The organism is Streptomyces sp. NPDC091412, from assembly GCF_044756885.1.
Lineage (GTDB): Bacteria > Actinomycetota > Actinomycetes > Streptomycetales > Streptomycetaceae > Streptomyces.
The window spans coordinates 1-14,769 of record NZ_JBIVTV010000047.1; the positions used below are offsets into that span (position 1 = coordinate 1).

General features: G+C 69.7%; 17 protein-coding genes. 1 reads left to right on the forward strand and 16 read right to left on the reverse strand.

Annotation, left to right across the window (positions count from 1 at the left end):
* Positions 1 to 180: 180 nt before the first annotated feature.
* Positions 181 to 351, forward strand: coding sequence for a hypothetical protein (locus tag ACIQMV_RS39000; RefSeq protein WP_402597855.1), 171 nt, complete (start codon positions 181 to 183; stop codon positions 349 to 351).
* 15 nt (positions 352 to 366) lie between these two features.
* Here the strand turns inward: ACIQMV_RS39000 and ACIQMV_RS39005 are convergent, their stop codons facing one another.
* The 16 genes from ACIQMV_RS39005 to ACIQMV_RS39080 form a co-directional block, all read right to left on the reverse strand.
* On the reverse strand, positions 367 to 684 hold the full coding sequence (locus ACIQMV_RS39005) for a hypothetical protein (protein WP_402597856.1): 318 nt from the start codon (positions 682 to 684) through the stop codon (positions 367 to 369).
* Positions 684 to 1,112 (reverse strand): hypothetical protein, encoded by a 429-nt coding sequence (locus tag ACIQMV_RS39010; protein WP_402597857.1) that lies wholly within the window; start codon positions 1,110 to 1,112, stop codon positions 684 to 686. Before ACIQMV_RS39010 ends, ACIQMV_RS39005 begins: the two co-directional genes overlap by 1 nt.
* Positions 1,113 to 1,192: 80 nt before the next feature.
* Positions 1,193 to 1,558, reverse strand: a complete 366-nt coding sequence (locus ACIQMV_RS39015; protein WP_388732094.1) for a hypothetical protein — start codon at positions 1,556 to 1,558, stop codon at positions 1,193 to 1,195.
* A gap of 4 nt (positions 1,559 to 1,562) precedes the next feature.
* Entirely contained in the window at positions 1,563 to 1,787 is a 225-nt protein-coding gene (locus tag ACIQMV_RS39020; RefSeq protein ID WP_402597858.1) for a holin, read from the reverse strand.
* A gap of 3 nt (positions 1,788 to 1,790) precedes the next feature.
* The gene (locus tag ACIQMV_RS39025; protein ID WP_402597859.1) at positions 1,791 to 2,882 is read right to left on the reverse strand and encodes an N-acetylmuramoyl-L-alanine amidase; all 1,092 of its coding nucleotides are present in this window, start codon (positions 2,880 to 2,882) and stop codon (positions 1,791 to 1,793) included.
* Positions 2,883 to 3,179 (reverse strand): hypothetical protein, encoded by a 297-nt coding sequence (locus ACIQMV_RS39030; protein WP_402597860.1) that lies wholly within the window; start codon positions 3,177 to 3,179, stop codon positions 2,883 to 2,885.
* Between the two features lie 55 nt (positions 3,180 to 3,234).
* Positions 3,235 to 3,576: a hypothetical protein gene (locus tag ACIQMV_RS39035; protein WP_402597861.1), complete on the reverse strand. Its 342-nt coding sequence runs from the start codon at positions 3,574 to 3,576 to the stop codon at positions 3,235 to 3,237.
* 8 nt (positions 3,577 to 3,584) lie between these two features.
* Positions 3,585 to 4,430: a hypothetical protein gene (locus ACIQMV_RS39040; protein WP_402597862.1), complete on the reverse strand. Its 846-nt coding sequence runs from the start codon at positions 4,428 to 4,430 to the stop codon at positions 3,585 to 3,587.
* Between the two features lie 99 nt (positions 4,431 to 4,529).
* Positions 4,530 to 5,237, reverse strand: coding sequence for a hypothetical protein (locus ACIQMV_RS39045; RefSeq protein ID WP_376450321.1), 708 nt, complete (start codon positions 5,235 to 5,237; stop codon positions 4,530 to 4,532).
* A gap of 91 nt (positions 5,238 to 5,328) precedes the next feature.
* The gene (locus ACIQMV_RS39050) at positions 5,329 to 5,781 is read right to left on the reverse strand and encodes a hypothetical protein (RefSeq protein WP_402597863.1); all 453 of its coding nucleotides are present in this window, start codon (positions 5,779 to 5,781) and stop codon (positions 5,329 to 5,331) included.
* Entirely contained in the window at positions 5,782 to 6,822 is a 1,041-nt protein-coding gene (locus ACIQMV_RS39055; RefSeq protein WP_402597864.1) for a hypothetical protein, read from the reverse strand. It abuts the gene before it with no gap.
* A gap of 62 nt (positions 6,823 to 6,884) precedes the next feature.
* Positions 6,885 to 7,334: a hypothetical protein gene (locus ACIQMV_RS39060; protein WP_402597865.1), complete on the reverse strand. Its 450-nt coding sequence runs from the start codon at positions 7,332 to 7,334 to the stop codon at positions 6,885 to 6,887.
* Between the two features lie 543 nt (positions 7,335 to 7,877).
* The gene (locus ACIQMV_RS39065; RefSeq protein ID WP_402597866.1) at positions 7,878 to 9,191 is read right to left on the reverse strand and encodes a hypothetical protein; all 1,314 of its coding nucleotides are present in this window, start codon (positions 9,189 to 9,191) and stop codon (positions 7,878 to 7,880) included.
* Positions 9,192 to 9,286: 95 nt separating this feature from the next.
* Entirely contained in the window at positions 9,287 to 13,723 is a 4,437-nt protein-coding gene (locus ACIQMV_RS39070) for a hypothetical protein (protein WP_402597867.1), read from the reverse strand.
* A gap of 95 nt (positions 13,724 to 13,818) precedes the next feature.
* Positions 13,819 to 14,004, reverse strand: a complete 186-nt coding sequence (locus tag ACIQMV_RS39075; protein ID WP_402597869.1) for a hypothetical protein — start codon at positions 14,002 to 14,004, stop codon at positions 13,819 to 13,821.
* Positions 14,005 to 14,030: 26 nt separating this feature from the next.
* Positions 14,031 to 14,585 (reverse strand): hypothetical protein, encoded by a 555-nt coding sequence (locus ACIQMV_RS39080; protein ID WP_402597870.1) that lies wholly within the window; start codon positions 14,583 to 14,585, stop codon positions 14,031 to 14,033.
* Positions 14,586 to 14,769 lie beyond the last annotated feature (184 nt).

The following is a 14,769-nucleotide window of genomic DNA, read 5'->3' on the forward strand; positions in this document are numbered from 1 at the left end:
ACGTCCTGTGGGCCATGATCCGTGACGGAGCGCGCTATCACGCTTCACCTCCCGTCACGGCTGCGGCTTGACAACACGATTGGGATGTCCTTCCGGGCGACGGACACCCATCGCCTCGAACGCAGAATAGAACACGCCCGGAATGCGGCCGCTGTCAGCTACTGCCCTTACCGTGACGGTATGGCCACCCCTCCCCCGCACTGCGAGCGTGCCTGCATGTCCGCGGAGGCCGTCAACGAAGCGATCCGACGACTCATGGACGAGCCCTCTACCCCACAGCGCGCCGAGACCTACCGGCGCCTGCTCCAAGTGTGGACGGACGTCACCGACGGCCTCGCCGACGCCGCCTAACCACAGAGGGCCGACCTAACGCCGCCTCGGCACCGCCGCAAGCGCAGACGCCAGGCGCAGCACGGGCGACTCCGGCCTCGTCGACCAGACCCGGGCGAACTCATTGACGGCGTACGTCGCCGGCATCCGCGCGGCCGTCTCGGCGCAGTCCCGGCACGAGATCGGGGCGTGGTTGCCGCGCGTGCACGCGCGCATCCCGTCCACCAGAGCGTGCCGGTTCCACGGGTGCGCGCACACCCGGCACGGCTGGCTGTAGGCAGCCCGCCGGATCTGGCGCTCGGCCCGCGTCGCGTTCGGGTACAGCTTGCGGTTGGCCCTGGGGTACGGCCTCATCACGCTCCCCTTCGCACAGCCCACGTGGGCGGCTCTTGCCCTTGGTGGCTCTCCTCGAAGTGCGCCCGGATGGCGCCCTCGATGCGCTTCCGCTGCTCCTCGGCCCGAGCATTCGCGTGCGCCGTGATCGCCCGGGTCGTCTCCTCCTGGTTCCCGACCGGGATCACCAGACGGCGCGAGTTCTCCAAGTCGTTGAGGAACACGTCCTCGACGTGGGCCCATCCGCAGCTGAGGGCGCACGGATAGCGGACGATGCCGCTCCGCGGGTGCGGCCACAGGGGAGGCAGGACGGGCTCCGGGACAATTGTCTGCTCCAGCTGGCTCGCCTCGTCCGCACGGCGGGCCGCAAAGAGTTCAGCGAGAGCCTCGCGCGGCGTCGGCTTCGGCAGCACGGCGAGGAGGGCGTCAAGGTCGGTATCAGCGGTCACGAGGGGTTTCCTCCGCTTCGTGCGCCCGACAGGATGCCACAAAGTAGACCGCCCGCCCCCGCGCACAAGGGGCGGGCGGTCTACGGCGCCGCTTGCGGATCGTCCGGCGGCTCGTCTGGATCGGGGCACATGCGGGCAAGACGACGGTTGACCTCGTCGACCGCGTCCCGCAGGCTGCCGCCACCGTTCTGCCCCACTTCGTGCTGCACGTGGCGCAGGCCGGTCTCCAGGTCGCCGAGGCGCTGCATGACGCCCGGCCGCTCGGGGACACCGGGGCGCCCCTCCTCGCCGTACCAGTCGTCCAAGAACTGGCCGGTGCGGCCGAGGAGATGCGAGGCCCCACGGACCACCCGCCATAAGACAGCGACGAACCCTGCGAGGACAGAGATCGCGCCACCCCAGACGAGAGCTGTGTCGAGGGCGGGGATGCCGGTGCTTACGTCCATCCGCTCACCCGCCGTCGGACCGCGGTGTGTGGCTCGCCTTCCAACCGGCCGCGAACGTCGCCAGGGTGGGGACGAGGGCCAGGACGAGGGCGCTGATCGGGTCCGGCAGGGGCTCCAGGATGCGCGCGTTGTCCTGCACCGCGGCGAGGACGCCGAGGAGACCGGACGACGCCAGATAGGACCCGGCGGTCGCCCACCGCACCTTGCGCTCGATCGCGTGCTGCGCCACGGGTCAGCCCTCCTTCCACACCAGCGCCGACAGGACAGCGGACTTGACCGTGATCGGGGCCGCGGCCTGGTTCAGCAGCCGCACCCTCATGGACCGCCCGGCCCCGAGCCGCTTGACGAGCGGCACGATCCCGAACGTCCCGCCGGCCGTACCGATGATCTCGTGCACGGGGTGGTCCGCCTTGAAGGTGTCGCCCTCGTACTCGCTCATGCGGACCTGCACCACGTCACCGACCGGCAGGCCGGTGAACACGAGGCCGATCAAGCCGGTGAACCGAGCCGCGCCCTTGACGAACACGGCGCTGCCCGCCGGGTGGTCGCCTGCCTCGTCAGTCCACTCGGCCGTGAAAGCGATCGGTTCCATGGCATCGGGCGCGAGCTGGTAGGGCTGGGCGATGCCGAGGTTGGTGTACGCGGGCATGTCTGCCTCCTGCGGTGCGGGCGGGCTCCAGCTCGCCGGGTGCGCCAGGCGCTCGGCGATATCGGCCCGCATCTGGGTCATCGTGAGCGTGAAACGCCCACGGCGGCCGTAGCCCTCGACGGGCCCGGCCGGGTCCGGCTTGCCCTCGACCGAGGTCTCCAGGTGCCCGGCGGCGCTGCCCGCGCCCCACCCGTGGTGGCGGCAGATGGCCGCGTTGAAGCGGACCCAAGTGTCGTACTGCCGCCGGGTGTACGTGTCCTTGCCGTCCCCGAGGCCCTCCGTCTCAATGCCGTACAGCCGATCGTTGCCGTCGACCGTGCCCGTGGCCTTGTTCGGCCGCGGGATCGTCCGCTCGGCCACGATCGCGTCGAAGGCGTTCTTGGCCGCCGGGCCGGCGTGGTTGGCGCGGCCCGCTGCGACGAGGACCAGGACGCCGCTCTTCGGCAGGTACGCATGGGCGAGCGGCGGCGGCAGCGCCGTGGCCCCCTTGTAGGCGATCAGGTTGAGGCTGTCGACGCCGGCGGTGTGGTGGTTGAGGACACCGTTGACCGGGCCGAAGACGTTGCCCGTTGCAGCGTCCCGGCCCCTCGTCGTCCAGCCGTCCAGCTCGGTGAAGGGAACGCCTTCGGCTGTGAGCGCGGCCCGCCACTGGGCGGGCGTCATCGGCGTGGCCACTCAGACCATCTCCGGCCAGTGCCACGTGCCGACCTGCTTGGTCGCCTCGTCGTGACCGGCGTCGTCGTGGAAGGTGCCGCGCGGGTTGAGCACGGTCAGGGCGACCCACTCCGCGCCGTCGCCTCCGGTGACGACCTCGGGGTCGGGGTGCGGGTTGGTCTCGTCGTAGACGTCGGCGATGATCGCGGCCCGGCACCGCGGCGGGTGGGCCTGGCTGCCGTCCTCGCGGATGGGTGTGCCGTGACTGCGGTAGTGGACGATGCGGCCGATGCTTGGCCTCTGGCGGTTCTCGGACAAGGTCAACTCCCCGTGTGGTGAAGTTGCCCGGCCCACAACCAGCGGCGACGAAAGTCTAATCAGCCGCCCCACCGGCGGTGTCCGGTTCCGGGCCCTCATAGCCCGACATGCGGCGCGCCGTGGCCGCATGGATCCCGGCCGTGATGAGCGCCCGGTAGTCCGCGAGGGTGCGCTCCGCATCCTCCGCCTGGAGCGCGTCCACGCGGTCGGCGACGCCCACCTCCCACGCCAGGTACCGGTCCCGATACTGCTCCTCGGTCAGGAACGCGCCCGGCCGGGATAGGCGGGGCCGGTCCTCGCTGGTGGTCTCGATCAGCCCGAGCGTGCCGTCCGCGTACTCGACGTAGTGCTTCGTCAGGGTGGCGACGTGGGGCAGTTCCTCGAAGGGGGTGTGCATGAGGGTCCTCACAGGCTGATCAGGATGGCGCGGAGCAGGCTCTGGATCCGGTTGTAGTTGGCGCTGCCGGTGCCCCGGCCCAGCTCGACCGAGATCGTGATGGTGCTGGTGGCGCCTGGCCCCAACGACGCCAAGGCCTGGTAGACCTTCGTGAGCTGGGAGTGGATGTTCGTGATGGCGCTCGTCCCGCTATTGCGCATGTAGTACATCTCGTCGCCGTCCGCGCCCCACGCAGCACCGGCACCCGCTGGCAGGTTGAAGGAGACGTCGAACTCCCGCTCAAACAAGACGACCGCCGGGCGACACGGGTCGGGGTTGGTCACGTCCAGTGAGAACGTGTCGACCGGCACGACCGCTGTGCTGGTCGGCACCAGGACGTCGTTGTAATTCCGCGTCTCCCCGTTCTGGACGTAGGAGATCCGACCCCGCGGCTCGCCCCTCAGGACCCCATTCGCGTCACAGACGATGACCCCGCCGGACGTCGCAGGCGAGCACGAGTACGGCCACGTCCCCGTGGACACCCGCACCGGAGAACTCCCGGAGCCGTTCCCGGTCAGCCCGCACCCAGTGGTGACCGTCGCCGCCCCAGTCGGCACGAACAGGCCGTCGGGGCGGACGGTGAGGTTGTTCCCGGCCTGCGCGGACACGCCGGCGGAAATCTGGCCGGTGGCCTGGTTGAAGGTGACGCCTGCACTGCCAGACAGGCAGCCGCGAACATCCGGACAGCGCACCTCTGATGAGACGACGTACGGGTTGGCAGCCGATCCGCTACCGCTCACCGTCACGTTCGAACCGGCCCGTACCGTGCAGTTGCACAGGCCGCCACCGCAGCCGCATCGCGCCACTTCTCCCACCGTCCTCGCGGGGTGTGTACGGCCCGGCCCACAACCAGCGGCGCAAGTCGAGTCTAAGCCCGCGCGCCAGGCGGGCCGTGGAGACGGACGGCCGCCCTCTCAGCCCATCAACTCCACGATGACGATGCCGTTCGCTCCCGGGCTCCCGCTCACGGAGTCCCCGTCCCGGGCCAAAGCACCTCCGGCACCAGCGCCGTTCCCTCGCGGGTTGCCGCCAGCAGACGAGGACGCTCGCTGATAGCCGCCGTGTCCGAGCCGGGACTCACCGCCCTGCCCCGACTGTCCCTCGCCCCCGGTCAGCCGGAGCGCGCCGCCCCCAGCACCACCGCCCTGGACGTAGTCCCCGATGCCTGCGAACGCGCCAGCCGTGCCAGAGAACGAGGCGGCTGCCGTACCGGAGGTCATCACGGCCGCCCCTCCCGGGCCGCCGTTCGCGGTGCACACACCACCGAAGGACGAGGCACCCCCGGAACCACCGTCCGTCGCCGGCCCGCCCGCACTACCACCAGCGCCGACGACGATCGTCTCCGTAGCGCCCAGCGCGGAGACGTCGATCAGCGACTCCGCATAGCCGCCACCCGCGCCGCCCGGCTGCGCCACCAACTGCCCGGAATTGGCCCGAGCGCCAGCAGCTCCCCCACCACCACCCTGGACGATGACCCGCACTCGCGCGAGCCACGGGTAATCCGACTTCCGGAACTGGTAGTTGCCGGGGTCTCGGTAGTAGAGGACTTGGCGGAGGCCCTGACGGCCCGGGATCAGCGTCAGCCGCCCATCGCCGCCGACGTCGAAATAGGAATCGTCCACGCAAACTGAACTCATGGCCGGGCCACTCCTCCCAGGAGAACGGCTGCCCGGCCCACAACCAGCGGCGCGGGATCGAGGGTAGCCGGGATCATTAACCCGCCACGGCGGCCGCCATCACGTGCACCCGGACCCCGGGCCCTGCCGGTTCGGCGACCCCGGCGCCGCGCCGTGCCCGGGTCCGCCAGACCCGCACCGTCACGCACCAGGTGGTGACCTCCTCCAACGCCACCAGGACCGTACGGTCGTCATCATCCGGGGCCGGGTCGACGGCGACCGCCGAGACGGCCGGAACTCCCTCGTACTCGGCCGGGAACACCCAGCGGGCGCGTCCGTCCTCCCCGCTGACCAGCACGGCCGCCACGGGCCCGGCAGCGGCCGGTGCAGGCGGCGCCACCGTCACGTCGGTGGGCAGCGGATCCTCCTCGGGCGACCGGCCGGTGGTGCGGGTCCGGCCGGCGATCCGCGCCCGATCGTTCAGGTTGCGCAGCACCCCGCCGAGCGGGTTGCCCACCATGTGCCGCGTCGGGGAGCCTCGCATCGCCATCTACGCCGCCTCCGCTCCGGTCGCCGCCACCTGCACCTGGACGCTCTCCTGCCCAGGCGTGTTCTCGTCGCCGCCGGTCTCAGCGACCTTGACACCCGTGATCTTGAAGCGTTGTGCGACCTTGCGGCACGTTCCCGCGCTGGTGACATCCAGAGCCCAGCCGGGCACGAGGCTCGGAACGTCGATCGCTGTCTCGGGCGCGAGTGTCACTTCCTGCGTGTCGACGAAGACAGGCACGGGCGTCGAAGCACGCTGGCGAGCCGTCGCGGCCTGGGCAGCTGAGGCGTCGTCGGTGATCTCGTTCTGCTCCAGGTAGCGCTCGTGCAGCCCGTAGAACGGGTCGATGCCGCCCGCCTCGCCCAGGGCTCCGCTCTGCTCGCTCCCGGCGACGATCCACCGCGTGACCAGAGAGGCGCCGTCCTCGGCGACCTCCAGGCCAGCAGGGAGATCCGCGTCCGACAACCGACCGACGCTCGCCATGTGCGTCTCAGGCAACAGCAGGATCTTCGACCCGATCGCCGTGAAGTCCAGACCGGCCTCGGCGAGCTGCCGCAAGTGGTCGCCGGTCTGGCCAACGTTCTTCGAATACGACCGCGACCCGGAAATACCGGCCCGCCCGACGACCTGCACCGTGTGCCCCGGGTCGTCCGGCGCGTACCCGTCGTCAATCAGCCACTCGGCGATCTCCATCACGTCGACGTTGGAGAACGTCCGGTCCTGGTGCACGACCCGATTGTCCAGCCACGCAGTTATGTCCCGTGCTCTGATCTCGATCCCGCCCAGCGTCCAGCTGATGCCGGTGATCGGCCCCTCCCACACGTACCGCCCGTCGCGGAACACGACCAGACGGTTTCTCCACGTGGAGATCCGCCCAAGCGGACCACAGCAGTCAAGTCCTGGCTGGATCACCGCCCGCGCCGTGCTGGTGCCGTCGAGCACTCGGGTCCATTCGCACTCCACGAGCACATCGGCGACGGCGACCGTCGCGCCGCTCCTATCGAGCACTGCGGCGCTGTGACTCCCGCATCCCGCTACGGCCAAGGCCGGGCTCCTCTCTTGGGAGATGAGCCCGGCCCAGAACCAGCGGCTATCCAGCAGCCAGGTTAGCCGTCGGCCAGCCAGGCCCAAGAGCGCCGGTTGACGACTGAGCTGATGGTGGACTCGCAGACGTTGAACTCAGCCGCGAGCGCTCGGCCCCCGTTGACAGGGTGGCGAAAGACGTAACGGCGACGGATCTCGCGGACCTGCTCCTCGGTCAGCTTGTGCCACCCGTTGATCTCGCCTCGTGCCTGTCGTTCAGCCTCCACCTTGTCGATCATGTTCTGGTCATGGTCGCCGAGGTACAGGTGCCGGATGTTGATGCACCCCTCCCATCCCCGGTGACAGGTGTGGAGGACCCAGTCGTCCCCTGGGTCACCGTGGACCAGGAGCCAGACAGCCCGGGAGGCGTTCATCGTCGCGCCATCGAGGCGAACGACAGGGCGCTGCCCGTTGCCGTCGAGCATCACGCAGTCGTCCGTCGTCGCCGTCGCGCCGCGTCGCAACACCTCCATCCGCTCGCTGTGCGGCCTACGTGTGAGCGGTACGAGGGGGTCGCCGTAGACTGCTGCGCGGAATCGATGGGCAGGGCACAGGCCGTGGCTGTCGTGCTTGCCTAGGCATCGGGTGCCGTCTTCGTGAACCACCGTGCACCGGCCGTCAGCCGGTCCTCTCTCGCGCCGTTCGCGGTTCGCCGGGTCCTCGTCGGGGTGGCGTCGCACCCACTGGTAGCACGGCGAGCACAGATCGCCGATCAAAGGCCCTTCGTACTCGCATGTCCGGACACGGCACCGGCCGTGCGGCTTGGGCTGCAGCCCAGGGCGCTTCGCCGGGTCTTGGCCGGTCTTGCGCCACCACCGGTCGCATGAAGGGCAGCGGCCGCGCCGTAGCACGGTAACCACCCCACAGCCCGAGGCACTGCACTTACCATGGGGCATTCCGAGCCTCCAACCAGGTTCGGGGCCCCGGGCCGGGAGCTCCTACCCTCCCGCCGGGGCTGTTTAGTTGTCGATCCATTCTATCCGTTTTGCCTGCTCAGAGGTTATTTTAACGCCTTATCAGCGGCCTCGGCCGGATACGCTGACGGTCACCGTGGCGTCCAGCGCCGGCGGGCTCTCGATGTCCGTGGACAAGCAGAGGCAGAACGACGCGCAGTCGAGCGTCTTGTACACCGGCGGCATCCCGTCCCTGCCGTAGACGTCCGGGGAGCTTTCGCAGAAGCCGCCGCACTCGACCGTGGCGCGGCCCGTCTGCCCGTCCAGCGTCACGGCACCGCCCGCGGGGACGTAGCTGACGTGCCAGAAGCTGTGCGGATCGCAGCGGTGGAAGTCCGCGGTCTGGTCGCACGTCATGCCGGGCTCGGTCTTCTCGAAGAGTTCCACGGTCAGGTTCCGCAGGTCCGACGACCCGGCACGAACAGTGATCATGGGAACGTCTGACGACCACGTGGGCCGCGAGGACAAATCCATGTCGTAGCAGGCCCGTTCCACGGCCAACGGAAGGCAGTAGCAGGTGCTCAGCGGCACGCCCGGCAGCGGAGGCAGATCCGGCAGGCACCGAGTGTCCGAGCACGCGGCCGTCGGGTCGACGCAGGCGGCGAACCGGCAGCCGCCGGGGCACTGCCCAGCCGGGTGCAGGCACCAGTCGACACAGTTCCCGTCCAAGTCCATGGGCGGGACGACCTCCAGTACCGGCGTCGGGTCGGTCCACAGCCACGGCACAGCGGCCGTCAGGACGAAGTCCACGGTCAGGATGTCCGCGCCGGTCTGGCACTGCGCGGTGCCGCAGCCGTCGCCGGCCCGTGCGGTCACCCGCGGCCCCTCGACCAGTGCGACACGCCGCAGCGTCCGCCGGTGGCGCCGGTTGAACTCGGCGGGGCTCAACTCCTCCCCGGGGCAGCAGCTGTAGACGACCAGGCAGTCACCGTCACAGTCACCGCCAGAGCAGCCCTGCAGAACCTGCTCCAGCCAGTGCCGCCCGTACTCGACGCCGCAGCACGTCGAGCCCAGCACCAGGCAGGTGACCGTGATCGTCCGTGGCAGCGCTCGCGCAGGCCCGAGCGAGCCGCCGCCGGCGATACCGCCCGTCACCGACCGCCTCACCGGGTGGTCATCCAGCCCGTCGACGTCCAGCACCATCAGCCCCGCGAACTCCGTGCTCTCGGGCACGTCCGGGTCGTACCACGGTGCGGGGCTGGCCGGGTCTTCCGGCGTGGTGTAAGGAAGTTCCTCGAGCACGCGATGGTCGAACGTCGCGCAGCCGCACCCGCTCCAGTCGGTGAGCGGCGAACCGACGGTCTCCAGGTAGGCGTTGAGACGCGCCGCGTTGACCAGCTCCACGCCGCCGTACTGCATGTACCAGTCAGCCGCCATAGAGCACTCCTGCGAGATGGAGGTGTTGGCGGCCCGGCCCACAACCAGCGGCGCTCACGGCAGTTTGACACACGCGCGAATCCGACCTCCTGCCGTCACAGACCAGCCGCCAGCACCAGCCGGTTGACGACGCGGTGCGCGGTCACGTCCGCCGAGCCGACCTCGTACAAGTTCCACGTGTGGTTGTGCACCGCACCCGCCGCCGCAGCGCCCGAGCCATCCCGGCGTCCACCGCCGGGCGCCCCCTCCCCTGCCTGCCGCAGGCGCTGCGCCCGGGTCAGCGGGATCACGACGGCATCCTTGCCTCGCCCGCCGAGCCCGCCCAACTGCGCGGCGACACCGTCGGCCAGGTCCCGGGCGGCAGCCCGGGAAGCGTCCTGCAACCCAGCCAGACGCCGCAGGAAGCCGACATGCAGGCCACGCCCCGTCAGGTCGCCGATCTTCATGAACACGCGGCTCGGGCTCTTGATCTGCAATGCGGCCCGGATCGCCTTCTGCATGCCCTTGGCGATGTCGAGCATCAACTTCTCGATGTCCTTCTGCTGGGCCTTCAGCCCAGTCAAGAAGCCCTTGCCCGCCTGGGCGCCCGCGTCGTACAGGACATCAGCGCTCGTCTGGCCCAGCTTGTTGGACACCGTGGTCAGCTGCCCCTGAAGGGAGTTGATCCGCTTCAGAGACTCCTTCGTCGACGAGGACAGGGCCGCGGCGAGCGCCGCGCCCTGCTCGGGGCCGAGCCCGACGATCTGCTCCAGCAGGTCCTTGCGCAGACCTCGCCTCGCGAGGTCGTCGAGCTGCGCGGAGAACGTCTTCACCTGCTTCACCGCGGCTTCCAGTCCGGCCGTGATGCTCTGCGCGGTGACCTGGTCCTGGCCCTGGGCGAGGCTCTGCAGTGAGAAGGCCTCCAGCGCCTTCTTCGTAGTCTCCGCAGCGAACTTGTTCGCGTCGGCGATCCTCTGCGCGAGGGCGTCACGCTGCGCCGCGAGGGCGGTCAGCCGCTTGTTCCCCGAGTCGACCAGCCCAACAAGTCGGTCGCGAAGCCCCGTCTGCTTCTTACCGGAGAACGCGCTGATGATGTCCTTGGCGAGCTTCTCCGCCGTCGACTTGATCTGTGCGGCCGTGCCGGTGAGGCCTTCGATGAATCCACGGCCGGTGTCCTGGCCGATCTTCGCGAACACCTTGCTCGGGCTGGCGATCTGCAGAGTGGTCTGGGCCGCGATAACGGCGGCACCAGCCATGTCCTCGGCGGCTGCGGCGACCATGCCGAGGTTGTCGCGGATGCCTGCGACCATGCCGAGCACCACGTTGACGCCGACGCTGTCCAGCAGGCCCGCGATGCCGGACAGAAGCGAACGCAGGGTCGACACCGTGCTGCCGGCGGCGGCGTCGCCTCCGCCCGCCGCGGCGGCCATCCGTGCCTGGGTGACGCCGAGCATGTCGAGCAGCCCGGACTGGGCGGCAAGCTGCGCCGCGCGCCTCGGCTTCGTCAGCGGGATGACGACCTCGGGCCCGGCCTCGCCGATCAGGGCGTGCGTCGGCCCCAGAACAATGCCGCCGTCCGCGAAAGGCAAGTATTTGCGGACCCCAGCGGGCAGGCCGCTGGTCACCTTCGACAGGATCTTGCTGCCGAGGTTGCCGATCGCGCCCATGATCTTGCCGGGCAGCCCCGCGAAGACTGAGACGAGGGAGGAGACCACATTCAGCGCGGCGGTCTTCGCAGCCCCGAGGGCCCGATCGAAGGCGCCTGCGAGCTTGCCCGGCAGGCTGGACAGGGCGTCGCCGATCCGGCCAGGCGCCTTACGGAAAGAGTCGACCGAGCTGGAGACGAAGCTGGAGATCCGGCCCGTCACCGTGGTGAAGGCGGACACGAAGGACCGCACCAGGTACGTGCCGAGAGCCGACAGGGCGGCCCCGACCCGGCCGGGCAACTGCTGGAACCACGCGACCGTGGAGTTGACCCAGGCCGCCCCCGTCGTGGTCACCCAGTTGAAACCGGCGACGAAGGCGTTGACCAGGGAGTCGCGGACGGCGAGGACGGCGTTGTAGATATCTACGGGCAGCCGCGTGAACGTGTAGACGACACCGGCGAGGAGCGCCAACAGGGCGATGATCAGGTACGCGATGGCCGAGGTGAACGCCTCGTACAAGATCCCCGGGAGCGCCGCCAGCCCTTCCATGATCATTCCGGGCAGGTCGCGGAAGAAGCCGACCACGGCGTCGAAGGCCTGGGGGATCCACTCGCCGAGGTTCGCGACCAGGTCCGTGAAGAACGTGGCAATGGTAGAGGCGAGCGAGGACAGCCCCTCCGTGATCATTCCGGGGAGCTGCTTGATGAACTCGACCACGCTGGTCACCCCGCCGACCAGGCCGGTGAGGACGCCGACGATCGCTTGAATGACCGGCACGACGGCGCTGACCGCCAGCCAGGAGACGAACGCCGCGGCGATCTCCAAGATCGGCGCAGCAAGCTGGATGATCACCCCCGCGAGCGGCACCAGGGCGGCGACCAGCTCGGCAATGGGCGGGATCAGCGGTACGACCGCGTTGGCGATCTGCAGGAAGGCGTCGATCAGCGGCGGCAGGATCGGCATGAGCGCGCCGAGGATCTGCGCGATCAGCGGCGCCAGGGCGGCGGCCAGTTGCCCCACGGCCTGCGCGACCACGACCAGGACCGGCCCGAGCCCGGCGATCAGCTGGCCGAGGGCCTGGCCGACGCCGGTCACGAGCGGCGCCAGCGCCTGGACGAGCTGGACGAAGGCCTGCGCGAGGACCGGCAGGATCGGCGCCAGGGCACCGACCAGCTGCGAGATCACCGGCGCCAGCGCGGCGGCCAGGGTGGACAGGACGGGGGCGAGGGCCTGCGCGAGGACAGCCACGAGCTGCCCGGCGAGCGGCAGGATCGGCGCGAGCGAGGTCAGGACCTGGGCGAGGGCAACGCCGAGCGGGCCGAGGGCGGGGCCGACGGCGGCAAGCCCTGCGGCAACCGCCTGCCCGACCGTCGCCAGGGCCGGCGCGATCGCAGCAAGGCCCGGCCCGAGCGCGTTGATCAGGTTGACGATGGCCGGGCCCAGCGCCGTGAAGATCGGCGTCAACGCGGGCGCGATGGCCCCGACCTGCGTGACGACAGCGCCCAGGATCGGCCCGAGCTGCGCCGCGATCTTCCCGATAGCCGCGAAGAGGTTCGAGATCGCGGTCTGCCCGGAGGCACTGTTGACGAACTCCGCGAGGCTCCTGGTGATCTCCTGGATGTTGCCCAGGAATCCGGCGCCGCTGACGTTGGCCGCCTGGAAGACACCACCGACGATCTTGCCGAGGTTGCCGAGGATGCTGCCGAGCTGCGCGAAAGCGTGGACGGCGGTATCGACCCACCGCACCGCATCGCCGGACTTGGCAGCGTTCTGCATGAACGTGCCGAAGCGCTGGCCGACGTTGGAGATGCCGTTCCCCAGCCTCTCGCCGAACGCGTCACTGACGGTCCCGGCCATCTGGAGGAAGCCAGCGGTGAGCTTGTTCGTCGTCTGCGAGAGGCCCTCGATGGCTTTCTGAGCACCGCCCAGGATGCTTTTGACGTTCGCGACGCCCTGCGAGCGCTTGACGTACTCCAGCGATTCCTTCGCGGCCTTACCCCACGCCGCGGCGATCCCCGACAGCCCCGACTTGAGCGGGCCCGCGAGAGCCTTCCCAGTCCCGTAGATCTGGCCGGTGAGCTTGCCGAAGAACGCGTCCTGCACCGACTCCTTGAGGCCCTCGAACGACGGCTTCAGCCGACGGACCTCACGAGCGACAGCCCGCGCCTTCGGGCTCAGATCTTCCAGCGCTGCCGTGAACTCCTTGGAGTCCCCCGTCAAGGCTGCCGAGAAGGCATCACCGACCCCGGAGAGGGCGAGCTTCAGAGCACCGATCGCGGCGACGGATCCAGCGATCGCAGCCGGCACCGCGGCGGTGATCCCGGACATCTCCGCCAGGGCCGCACCAAGCCCCATGACGCCCTGTACGGCGCTCGCCGCAGCGATGCCGACGGCGCCGAACTTGAGGAGCCCGCCCAGCGCGCCACCGACCTTGCCCGCGATCCCTGCAATCCCGGACAAGGCCCGGCTGAGCCGGTCGTGGTCGACGTCGGCATTGACGGGGACCGTGACGGTCGGCGGGCGGTGTGCGCGGATCCGGGCATCGAACCCCGACATGTCCGGCACCACCCGGACCGGAATCTCAATGCCTGCGAGGAGCGCCCTCAGCCGCTGCTCGAACCCCGTAACGTCGGGCGCCACGAGGATGTTGAGCGAGTCGATCCCTTGCAGCCCGGCCAGAAGCTTGGCATCGAACCGGCTCAGGTCCGGGTCGACCCGGACCGTGACTGCGGCAGCGTTCAGGCCTCGCTGAATCTGGCGACGCATTTGCTCGCCGATCCGACGGGTCTGATTCAGCAGAGCACGCTGCAATTGAGCGCCAGCAGCCCGGCCATCGGAAGCAGCACCGGACCCGTCGATATCGATCCGGATAGTCGCGTGACCGTAGTCGACGTCCTCGCCGGGCATTGGGCAACCTCACGAAGAAGTGCGGTTACCCGGCCCAAAACCAGCGGTGACGTGACGCCCGGCCTAACGCCAGCAGCAATCTCAGATTAGCCGCTTCACCCCGCGCCGAGCTGGGCGTCCTGCGCCGCCAATTGCGCCATCAAGGCCTGCGCGCCCTGCATCGTCATGGCCCCCCGCTGCGGCTGCTGGGGGCGCTGCCCGCGAGACCGACGCTCCGCCCTCGGCGGCGCATACAGGGAGGCCCGGATGCGGCTCCGCTCGGCATCGTCGTCGGCGCTCATGTACATCGCCTGCTCTGCCGCGTTGATCAGCGTGCGGAGCGTCCAGCAGTGGATGTCGACCCCTTGGAGCGCGAGCTGCCCTTCGAAGCCGTCCCAGCCCTCCGCGACGCTCGCGAGGATCCGCTGGACGGCGTAGTAGGGCGGTCTCCGCCCGCATACAGCTCCGTCGACCACTCCAGCATCTCGACCAGGACCCGGTCCGGCAGCCGAATCCCCTTGTCCTCGACACGGACGGCGCCCGTCAACTCGCTCGCATAAGCGTCGGCTTCCTCCCGCGACCGGAAGTGCGCCGCCGTCTTGCCGCCCTTGATAACTTCGAACCGGAGGAACCTCTCGGCTGACTCCGGTGTCATCAGCGTCGCCAGGAACGACCGCATCGCCCCGTAAACCGAGCGCAGCACGTCCGGATCCAGCTTCGTCAGGTCCTTCTCTTCGCCGAGCGCGCTCTGCGCCTCCTGGACCTTGCTGTAGCCGTCCAAGAATTCATCCCCGAGGATCTCCGGGACGAATTCGAGGGTGCCCAGGGCTCCGAGATCGGCCACGTGGTTCTCGGTCCGGATAGCGAATGCTTTGGTTGCCACGGGTGTGCCCTTGTCTCCCGCACGGTCGCCCGGCCCAGAACCAGCGGCGTCGGGCAAGGGTAGCCGCAAGGCGCGGCTACCCGCTCGGGCGCTAGCTACTTGCCCCTGAAGAAGTCTGGGGGCTGCCTCTGGGTTGTCCTCTGGGGAGAGCTGGTAAGGGCGGGCCGTGGCCGCGACAGTGGAG

Excerpts from the sequence above, each read along its gene's own strand:
- ACIQMV_RS39000 (WP_402597855.1), top strand. The coding sequence starts at position 181 with ATGGCCACCCCTCCCCCGCACTGCGAGCGTGCCTGCATGTCCGCGGAG.
- ACIQMV_RS39005 (WP_402597856.1), bottom strand. The coding sequence starts at position 684 with ATGAGGCCGTACCCCAGGGCCAACCGCAAGCTGTACCCGAACGCGACG.
- ACIQMV_RS39015 (WP_388732094.1), bottom strand. The coding sequence starts at position 1,558 with ATGGACGTAAGCACCGGCATCCCCGCCCTCGACACAGCTCTCGTCTGG.
- ACIQMV_RS39035 (WP_402597861.1), bottom strand. The coding sequence starts at position 3,576 with ATGCACACCCCCTTCGAGGAACTGCCCCACGTCGCCACCCTGACGAAG.
- ACIQMV_RS39050 (WP_402597863.1), bottom strand. The coding sequence starts at position 5,781 with ATGGCGATGCGAGGCTCCCCGACGCGGCACATGGTGGGCAACCCGCTC.
- ACIQMV_RS39060 (WP_402597865.1), bottom strand. The coding sequence starts at position 7,334 with ATGGAGGTGTTGCGACGCGGCGCGACGGCGACGACGGACGACTGCGTG.
- ACIQMV_RS39065 (WP_402597866.1), bottom strand. The coding sequence starts at position 9,191 with ATGGCGGCTGACTGGTACATGCAGTACGGCGGCGTGGAGCTGGTCAAC.
- ACIQMV_RS39070 (WP_402597867.1), bottom strand. The coding sequence starts at position 13,723 with ATGCCCGGCGAGGACGTCGACTACGGTCACGCGACTATCCGGATCGAT.
- ACIQMV_RS39075 (WP_402597869.1), bottom strand. The coding sequence starts at position 14,004 with ATGAGCGCCGACGACGATGCCGAGCGGAGCCGCATCCGGGCCTCCCTG.